At 56.4% G+C, this 8,953-nt stretch carries 9 protein-coding genes and 1 pseudogene; 3 read left to right on the forward strand and 7 right to left on the reverse strand.

Annotation, left to right across the window (positions count from 1 at the left end; genetic code table 11):
* From ABJF76_RS08615 to folD, 3 genes are all read left to right on the forward strand, one after another.
* The coding region (locus ABJF76_RS08615) for a formate--tetrahydrofolate ligase (protein WP_413820493.1) at window positions 1-220 on the forward strand (220 nt) is incomplete at its 5' end.
* 137 nt (window positions 221-357) lie between these two features.
* Complete coding sequence (locus ABJF76_RS08620) at window positions 358-834, forward strand: hypothetical protein (RefSeq protein ID WP_413822303.1); 477 nt, start codon at window positions 358-360, stop codon at window positions 832-834.
* A 13-nt stretch (window positions 835-847) separates the two neighbouring features.
* Window positions 848-1,804 carry a bifunctional methylenetetrahydrofolate dehydrogenase/methenyltetrahydrofolate cyclohydrolase FolD gene (folD, locus tag ABJF76_RS08625; RefSeq protein WP_413822304.1) on the forward strand — a complete coding sequence of 319 codons (957 nt, stop codon included), beginning with the start codon at window positions 848-850 and terminating at the stop codon, window positions 1,802-1,804.
* On the opposite strand, the gene pdeM is transcribed toward folD, so the two are convergent.
* The 7 genes and pseudogenes from pdeM to ABJF76_RS08660 form a co-directional block, all read right to left on the reverse strand.
* The gene (gene pdeM / locus ABJF76_RS08630; RefSeq protein ID WP_413822305.1) at window positions 1,801-2,463 is read right to left on the reverse strand and encodes a ligase-associated DNA damage response endonuclease PdeM; all 663 of its coding nucleotides are present in this window, start codon (window positions 2,461-2,463) and stop codon (window positions 1,801-1,803) included. The genes folD and pdeM overlap by 4 nt on opposite strands.
* Before the next feature lie 85 nt (window positions 2,464-2,548).
* Entirely contained in the window at window positions 2,549-4,951 is a 2,403-nt protein-coding gene (locus ABJF76_RS08635) for a ligase-associated DNA damage response DEXH box helicase (RefSeq protein ID WP_413822552.1), read from the reverse strand.
* A gap of 93 nt (window positions 4,952-5,044) precedes the next feature.
* Window positions 5,045-5,794, reverse strand: a complete 750-nt coding sequence (locus ABJF76_RS08640; RefSeq protein WP_413822307.1) for an NAD(P)-binding domain-containing protein — start codon at window positions 5,792-5,794, stop codon at window positions 5,045-5,047.
* A 35-nt stretch (window positions 5,795-5,829) separates the two neighbouring features.
* On the reverse strand, window positions 5,830-7,137 hold the full coding sequence (locus tag ABJF76_RS08645; protein ID WP_413822308.1) for an ATPase: 1,308 nt from the start codon (window positions 7,135-7,137) through the stop codon (window positions 5,830-5,832).
* Window positions 7,138-7,212: 75 nt separating this feature from the next.
* Complete coding sequence (locus tag ABJF76_RS08650; RefSeq protein WP_413822309.1) at window positions 7,213-7,710, reverse strand: prepilin peptidase; 498 nt, start codon at window positions 7,708-7,710, stop codon at window positions 7,213-7,215.
* A gap of 4 nt (window positions 7,711-7,714) precedes the next feature.
* Entirely contained in the window at window positions 7,715-8,578 is an 864-nt protein-coding gene (locus ABJF76_RS08655; protein ID WP_413822310.1) for a tetratricopeptide repeat protein, read from the reverse strand.
* Window positions 8,579-8,660: 82 nt separating this feature from the next.
* A pseudogene (locus ABJF76_RS08660) lies at window positions 8,661-8,953 on the reverse strand (hypothetical protein); the annotation flags it as partial.

Below are 8,953 nucleotides of genomic sequence, written 5' to 3' on the forward strand. Positions count from 1 at the left end.
CTGTATGGCAAAAACGCAGTACTCGTTCTCAACCGACCCAACACAACGCGGCGCGCCCACAGGCTTTACTGTGCCCGTGCGCGAAGTGCGCCTGTCAGCGGGCGCCGGGTTCATCGTGGCGGTTTGCGGAGAGATCATGACCATGCCCGGCCTGCCTCGCGTGCCCTCAGCCGAAAGCATCCACCTCAACGACGCAGGACAAATCGAAGGGCTGTTTTAAGGTTGCATGGGCGGGGGTAAGTCCCGCCCTACGCCAAATGTTGCATTCCGTCACGTTCAGGAGACAGAAATGCAATAGGATTGACCATCTGCCCCGTGCCGTTCAGCTTGATGCTCAGATAATGGAGGAAAAAACCGATGATGATCCGAACACTTGCTGTGACGTGTGCGCTTTTGACTGCAACAATAGCATCCGCGCAAGAACGCTATGAGGGCTATTATTATCCCGAAGTAACGTCGACCGAAGACTTCAACCGCGTCATTCGTCAGGCCCCCCAATCAAGCAAAGACGTGCGCGTTGGGTTTGTGACCAGTCTGACTATCGCGCAGCTTGCCGCGCCGGAAAGCCCACGTTTTGTTTTCTTTGCCAAAGGTGGCGACGCCAAGCATTTGACCGCGGTTGCACTGGATGATGAAGTGTTTTCAACAATTTACCGGGCCCGAGCTGTCTTGGCACAATTGACTTCGAACATGCGGAACAACGATTTCTTTCGCCAACAAAACCTAGAATCTGTGGCGACATTCTTTGACCTTTTGCAATTCATGGATTTCGAAACGCTGGTGATCAGCGATGGTGAAACATGGTCGCATCAGGTTAACTTTACGAAAAACTAGAAAGGGACGTGCCATGAGCGCGACAACTGAGGGCGCGCAGGCGCATGCGACGACAACTGAGGGCGCGCGCGCGCGTGCGACGACGATTGATGGCAAGGCCTTTGCAGCCGATGTGCGCGCCAAAGTCGCAGATCATGTGACCCGTTTAAAGAACGATCACGGGATCACGCCGGGCCTTGCGGTTATTCTGGTGGGTGAAGACCCGGCCAGCGAAGTCTACGTCGCCGCCAAGCACAAACAAACGGTCGAGGTCGGTATGGCCTCGTTCGAGCACCGTTTGCCGAGCGATGTGTCTCAAGACGTGTTGTTTGCGTTGATTGATGAATTGAACGCTGATGCGACGGTACATGGCATTCTGTGCCAGTTTCCGGTGCCGGATCACTTGGATGAACGCGCTGTTGTGGCGCGCATTGATCCGGCTAAGGATGTGGATGGCTTAAGTGTTGTGAACGCAGGCCTCTTGGCCAGTGGCGAGACGGGGTTGGTGTCGTGCACGCCTTTGGGGTGTTTGATGCTGCTGCGCGATCAACTTGGCAACATGTCCGGGATGGAGGCCGTTGTGATTGGCCGCTCAAACCTGTTTGGCAAGCCAATGGGACAGTTGTTGCTGCGCGAAAACTGTACCGTCACCATTGCCCATTCCCGCACAAAAGATCTGGCCGAGGTGTGCCGCCGCGCCGATATTCTGGTCGCCGCTGTAGGGCGCGCTGAAATGGTCAAAGCAGATTGGATCAAACCCGGTGCCACTGTTATCGACGTGGGCATCACGCGCATTCCACACCCGGAAAAGCCCGGCAAAAGCAAGTTGTTAGGGGACGTACATTTTGCCGAAGCCATGACTGTTGCCAAGGCGGTTACGCCCGTTCCCGGCGGCGTTGGCCCCATGACCATCGCGTGCCTTTTGGCCAATACGCTGACGGCCTGTTGCCGCGCGCAGGGCCTTGATGAACCTGAAGGGCTGACCGCTTAACGCGGCATGGGAATGGCAACAGGGTTGGCCCCGGTCAACACCGCTTGAGCGTCTTTGTGCATCAAGGTGCGAAGGGCCGCGTTGCTGCTGCGCAGGCCCCCTGTATAGGTCCCGTATGCTGGCATGATCAGGCGGGCGCTATCGATCAAAAAGGCGGGTCGGGTGACAGCGCGGCCGCGCAAGTGCAAAGTGGCTTTGGGGTGATAATGCCCTGAGATTTCAGCGCTGCTTTCGGTCTGCGCGATGTGGCGAAACACAATGTTCGCAACGCGCAGTTCTTTTAGATGGGTGCCACCAAATTCGACGGGGCCGGGATCATGGTTGCCCTCAATCCAGACCCAACGCCGCCCCGCCTGCAAGCGTGTGATCCACAGACGCACGTCTTCGGGCAATGCGTGGGCTGCGCTGAGGTCATCAAAGCTGTCACCAAGGCAGATAACAGTGCGGGCCTGCGTGACGTCCAGATCATGGGCAAGCCGCGTCAGGGTGTCGTGCGCTTCGTAAGGCGGCAGCTGGCTGCCGCCCCGCCGTGCGATCCGTTCGGATTTTCCCAAATGCAGGTCGGACACGCACAGCAGGTCTTGGCCCGGCCAAAATAGGGCACCGGACCCAAGGGCTTTGAATGCCGCGCCGGCCAGTGAAAGATCGTGCATGTTCATACTTTGTTCATAAAGGGGTGTGCAGCCTGCGGCAAGCGACACTCAAGGTTGCACATGGGTGCACTTGGTTTCGTTACGTTGGTGTTCATTTTAAACCCGCGGTATCCATCAAACGGGCAGCCTCTTGGGCCAACAACGTTTCTTCGGCTTGGCCTTTGATGGGTACGCGCCCGACCTCAAGAAGCAGCGGCGCGGCCAGTGGTGTGACGCAATCAAGTTGGACCAAGTCGATGCGGTCGCCGATGCGGGCGGTCATTTCCTCGATCCGGCCAAAGTCCACCAGCCCGCGCATCGCCTCTTGGCGCGTGATATCAAGCATCAGGTGATCAGGGTCGTATTTGGCCAGCGTGTCATACAAGATATCCGACGAAAACGTCGCCTGACGCCCCGATTTGCGGGCTGACGGTGTGTTGCGTTCGATCAGCCCCGCAATGGTTGCAGAGCCGCGAAAGGTGCGTTTCATCACAGCGTTCCCGGCCAACCAACGTTCAAATCCGTCCCGTAAGTCTTTGATATAAAATAGGGGTGCAGGGTCGCGAAGCGGCTCTAAGCCCCAAATCAAAACAGCGTAATCTGTGGCTAGAAACCCCAGGTGGTTCAGGCCGGTTTCTTCCATTCGCTTGGTGAGTAGCAGCCCGAGGGTTTGCATCGCATTGCGCCCGGCAAATCCGTACACGGCCGTATGTGAACGTCCGTCGTGGGGGAAGCTTTCGATCAACAAGCGGCCTGGTTCAGGCAAGCGCGAAACACGGCGTTGCAGTGCTAGCCAATCGGTCGTGTGTGTGGGCAGCTCTGGCCACGTGTCGCGTTGGAACATGTCGATGATGCGGTGGGACAATTGCGTTGAAGTTGCAAATTTCGTGCCTGCAAAAGTCGCGATCTTGGGCTTTTTTGCAGCGTCACGGGTCACTTGTACGGTCATTTCGCGCAGACTGTCATAGCGGACAATCTGTCCTCCGATCAGGAACGTATCGCCGGGGGTCAAAGTGGCAGCAAAGCCTTCCTCGATTTCGCCCAGCGATTTGCCACCGCGCCCTTTGTAACGGACCTTGAGTGTATCTGTGTCCTGAATCGTGCCGATATTCATGCGGATGCGTTGCGCCGCGCGCGGGTCGCGCAATTGCCATTGTCCGTCAGAGCGCTGTTGCAACCGTTTCCATTGATCATAGGCACGCAGGGCATACCCACCCGTGGCACAAAAATCGAGACAGGCGTCGAACTCTGCACGCGACAACGACGCATAGGCACCAACTGTTAAGATTTCGTGGTACAACGCATCGGCGTCAAACGGGCCAGCGGCGGCGACAATCAAAATGTGCTGGCACAGGACATCCCGCGGCCCTGCACCGCGTGGGTCGCCATCAAGCGTTCCGGCGCGCACGGCCTCAAGGGCTGCGACGCATTCAACGACTTCAAAGCGATTTGCGGGCACCAAAAGCGCCTTGGACGGTGCGTTATAGCGGTGATTGGCGCGCCCAATTCGTTGCACAAGACGTTTGACGTTTTTGGGCGCGCCGATCTGAATAATCAGGTCCACGTCACCCCAATCGATCCCCAGATCAAGGGTGCCCGTGCAAACAATCGCCTTAAGGTCGCCCGCCACCATCGCTTGTTCGACCTTCTCGCGTTGTTGGCGATCAAGCGATCCGTGATGGATGCCGATGGGCAAAGCTTCGTCATTGGCAAGCCAGATGTTGTGGAAGAAAATCTCGGCCTGTGCGCGGGTGTTGTGGAAAATAAGTGTGGTTTTGTGCGCCTTTACCTGTTCGAGCACGGCAGGAATTGCATATTTTCCACCTGATCCCGACCATGGCGGCGCATGTTCGGTCACCAGCATTTGGATGTCCGGCGCGGGGCCGGGATCAGCGTGCAAAATGGCGCAAGGATCGGGGTTGCAGGCCAGCAAATGGGCGATGGCTTCGGGGTCTTCGACTGTGGCGGACAGGCCGACGCGGCGCAGGTCTGGGCACATGGCCTGTAGACGCGACAACGCCAGAAACATCTGATCGCCGCGTTTGCTTTCTGCAAGGCTGTGGATTTCGTCGACGATCACCCGTTTGAGGCCTGCGAACATGTGCGGTGCGTCCTCATAGCTGGTCAGCAACGCGAGGGATTCCGGTGTGGTCAATAGAATGTGCGGCGGGTCTGCGCGTTGTCGTTTCTTTTGGGTCTGAGAGGTATCGCCCGTGCGATCCTCAATGCGGATGGGCAGGGCCATTTCATCCACAGGCGTGCGTAAATTACGTTTGATATCAGCGGCTAACGCTTTGAGCGGTGAGATGTAAAGCGTGTGCAACCCTTTGTGTTGCCCATCGGCCAATTCAACAAGGCTGGGCAGGAAGCCCGCCAATGTTTTGCCGCCGCCAGTGGGCGCGATCAACAAAAGTGCGGGGTCACTTGCGCGATCCAGCATGTCTTGTTGGTGGGGGTGAATGGACCAGCCGCGTGATGCGAACCAATCGCTGAATTGGGGGGGCAGGGTGGTCATGACGCGCAATGTAGCAGGCGTTGGGGTGGCGACCAGCCCTTGAGGCACGCAGCGACGTATTGAGCCGGGCCAAACGTTAACGCAACAAGCGCGTCAGACGCGGGGTTTTAGGGCGCGAATGGCCGCCTGCACTGTTTCAGGCAACGCAAGGTCTGCGCCTTTGGGGGCGCTATCGAGGGCGGCGGCGACGTCTTTGACCAAAATGCCGATTGTGTTGTCGGCCGCGTGGCCATCGCGGGCAAATTCGATCGTGTCAAAACCCGAGGCAAGCCAGTTTTGCCCAGAAGATGTCGCGATCAATGCCAGAAGTTTGTCGGTCGCAAGCCCGGCCGTATCCGCCCAATCTAACACCAGCCGCGTCATGGCGGTGTGCGACGCGGCCAACAGATTGTTCAGAACCTTGGCCTGCATTCCTGCCCCATACGCACCCATATGGTGAAAGTACTGGCCCATCATGGCAAGCAGCGGAATGGCATCATCAATGTCGCTTTGGTCTCCGCCCAACATAAAGGACAGCGTGCGATTTTCTGCAGCAACCTGCGCGCCCGACATTGGCGCATCAATCAAGGTGATGTGGGCCGGAATACGGGTGCGTAAGTCGCGCACATACCGCGGCGACAAGGTGGAACAGATGAAAATGCGCGTCAGTTTGGGGGCGGTCTTGATCAGGTTTTGAGTACCAAACAGCAGGGCATCTGTTTCGTCCGCGTCGCGTACCACACTGAACAAAGTGTCGAGGTCTGGTGCGAACGCCATCAGGTTTTGCGCGATGTATGGGGCGTTCTTTTCGACCACATCAAAGCCAATTGCGCGCGCGCCACCGTCGCGCAGGGCCTCAAGCATCGGGCCCCCCATGCGACCACAACCCGCAACTCCGATCATTTGACGATGTGTTCGTCTTTGACGAACATGTTTGCCCATGCACGATCGATTAAATCGGGGCGCATTTGCAACGGCAACCCTTCAAAATTGCAGATCGCAACCATCTGATCCACAAGGAAATTTGGCTGATAGTTGGCGTAAACATTGTCGATGGTCGGGTATTTGACCTTAAGCAAATGGATCAACGCATCCTCGTTGAGGGTCATGCCTTTTTTCTTGGCTACCATGGCAAAGATTTTCAGGAAGTTTGCCTGATTTGGCCCGTCAATTTTGATCTTGAAGAAGATCCGGCGCAGGGCGGCTTGGTCAAAGATTTCATTTGGGTGGAAGTTGGTCGAGAACACCACGAGCGTGTCAAACGGCACTTCGAATTTTTCACCTGATTGCAGGGCAAGGATGTCTTTGCTTTCTTCAAGCGGAACAATCCAACGGTTGACCAGCGCCTGTGGCGACTCAGCCTGCCGACCCAAATCGTCGACGATAAAAATGCCGCCCGAAGATTTCAATTGCAAGGGCGCCTGATATGTTTTCGCCGTTGGGTTATAGACAAGGTCCAACATCGACAGGCTTAGTTCACCCCCCGTGACCACCGTGGGCCGTTCGCATTTTACGTAACGTCTGTCGTAAGTTGCACGACGGCGCAGGGCGTTGGGGTCGTCTGCTTCTTCGTATGAAGGCACGTGCACGATTGGGTCAAAAACAGTGATCACCTGACCCGCATATTCGATGGCGCGCGGCACAAAGACCTGATCACCAAGCGCGTCGCGGATGCCATTCGAGATCGAGGATTTGCCATTGCCGGGAGGGCCATACATCAAGATCGAGCGCCCGGCGGACACGGCAGGCCCAAGCTGGCCAAGAAGGTCGTCGGGTAAAATAAGGTGGCCCATCGCACCCGTCAGTTGCTGACGCGTGACCATGATATTGCGGATCGATTGGCGTTTGACCTGTTCGCGATAAACGTCCAACGGAACAGGCATCGCGCCGAAATATTCCGATTGCGCCAACGCATCCAATGCCCGCGATTTCCCAGCATCTGTTAACTGATACCCCATCTCGTTGCCATTGTTGGCATTGAGCGTACCTGTGGCTTCCATCAGACGCTGGTCACGCGACATGTCGATCAATTCTTGGACGACGGGGATCGGGATACAAAGCGCTTCGGACAGGTCTGTGACCATATCAAGGTTCTTGCGAAACATGGTTTTGAGCAGGATGTCCCGCATCATGACAACAGACAGCTTCATATCGCCAAGCCGCTTGGCGGCGGCGGGGGCAATCACGTCAGAGACTTGCATAGTCATTGGTTTGGGCCTGTAGATTGATCTGCATTTGGAAACATTACCCGGTCAATCGGGCCAAATTATGTCTCAAAACAGTCAAGATCCGTGAACAGCCGCTAATGCTAAATAAATCGCGAGGGTGGGGCCAAGGGCAAATCCCATAGGGAATTTACGGGCCTCTTGAGTCCAGCTGTCCCAATTGGGCGCCATACGCCGCAGGGCTGTATGTTTGGCGATGCGGTGGGCGGCAAAAGCTGACAACAAGACCGCCGCAAACAAGATCATGACAAGGCGCACATCCGCAAGCGCCACAAAAGGTGCGGCGGCGGCAAGGAATTTAGCATCGCCCGCGCCCATGCCCCCAGCGGCATTCAGAACCATGCACACCAGCAAAACAATCACCAGTTGCGCCAGCTGCCACAGGTAGACGTTAAGCGGAAACAGGAAAAACCCAAGTACAACAAAAACAGCGACCATGGCCAGCACAGTTGGGTTTGTGATCCGCATCTGCGCAAGATCGGTGTAAGCGACGTAAAGGCACAGCGGCACGAGAAATGGCAAAAACCACAAGGCCGCCTGTGCAGACAAAGCCATCAGCTCACCCGTCAGATACGTTAGATTCAAGGGCGCTTAGGGAACGCACGGCGGCCTCGAAGTGTTGTGGGTGTGTTTCGATGGCGTCACGCAGCAGGCTTTTGCCGGTTTCGACGTCACCTTGTTTCACGGCCGTTAGGCCAAGCGTGTGCAAAAGCTGTGCGCGTTCAACTTGGTCCATTGGGATGACGGGCAGGGCATAGTTGCGCTGCGCACCACGTGCGAGGATCAGGTTGTTCTTAGCGGTGAACAGCGATTGATCCTGACGGATCGCGTCCCCAAACAAGCGTTCTGCATCGCTATAGTCGCCGCGCGTCAGTTTGGAATAGCCCCAGTTGTTCAGAACACCGGCAGGGCGCGTCGTCAGGCCCACAGCGGTTTCGTAAAAACTGTCGGACTTTTTCCATTCTTTGTTGCTGTCGGCAATCAAGGCCTCAAGACGGTAACGTTTGAAGGTTTCGAAGGTTGGCGGAACGCGGTCCAGTTCTTCTTCGGCCCGCGCCCAATCGCCTGCACGCAAAAGTGCGTCGGCGTAATCAACGCGGTCCTCGTCGGTTGCGCCTTCGAGTTTGACGACCTTGGCATAGGCTGGTGCGGCTTCGCTGTAGCGTTTGGCGCGCACAAGGCTGATTGCAAGGCCACGTTGCACATCGATCCGGCCAGGATTGTCGGCAGCGGTGCGTTGAAAGTGTCGGACGGCCTCGTTCGGGTCGGCCACGGTCAGCATCACATCATTCAAATCGCTTTCGTCCACAACGTTAACGTTTTGAAAGGCGCGTTCGACGGTTTCATCGGCGGCTTTTTGACCACATGCCGAGAGCGCAACTGCCCCAGCCAATGAGACAACAAAAAATACTGGGTGGCGCATGTTTGCGTCCTTTTTCCTGCTCGTTCGCGCCATGCTTATATGCTTGGTCGCATCCCAAACGCGCCTTACGGCGCACCTCAATTTATTCAGCAGTACTGATTAGAAAGTCGCTGCTGCCTCGTCGGACCAATTTATATCGGTTCTCGTTCGAGTCCACTGTATCAGAATTTTCGGATTTTGCGAGTGCCAAGCGTAAATTATCGCGGATAAGTGTGCTTTCTCCGTCATCCAGTGCAAAGGCCCGACGGAAGGTCGCGATGGCTTCGGCGGTTTTGTCGCGTTCCATCAGCACAACACCAAGGTTGTTAAGGTCTTCTGGCAGGGGATCAAATTCGGTCGTGGCGCGCCGCATCAGCGTTTCTGCTTGGCCCAGTC

Origin of the sequence: Tateyamaria sp., from assembly GCF_039940735.1 — a bacterium.
Lineage (GTDB): Bacteria > Pseudomonadota > Alphaproteobacteria > Rhodobacterales > Rhodobacteraceae > Tateyamaria.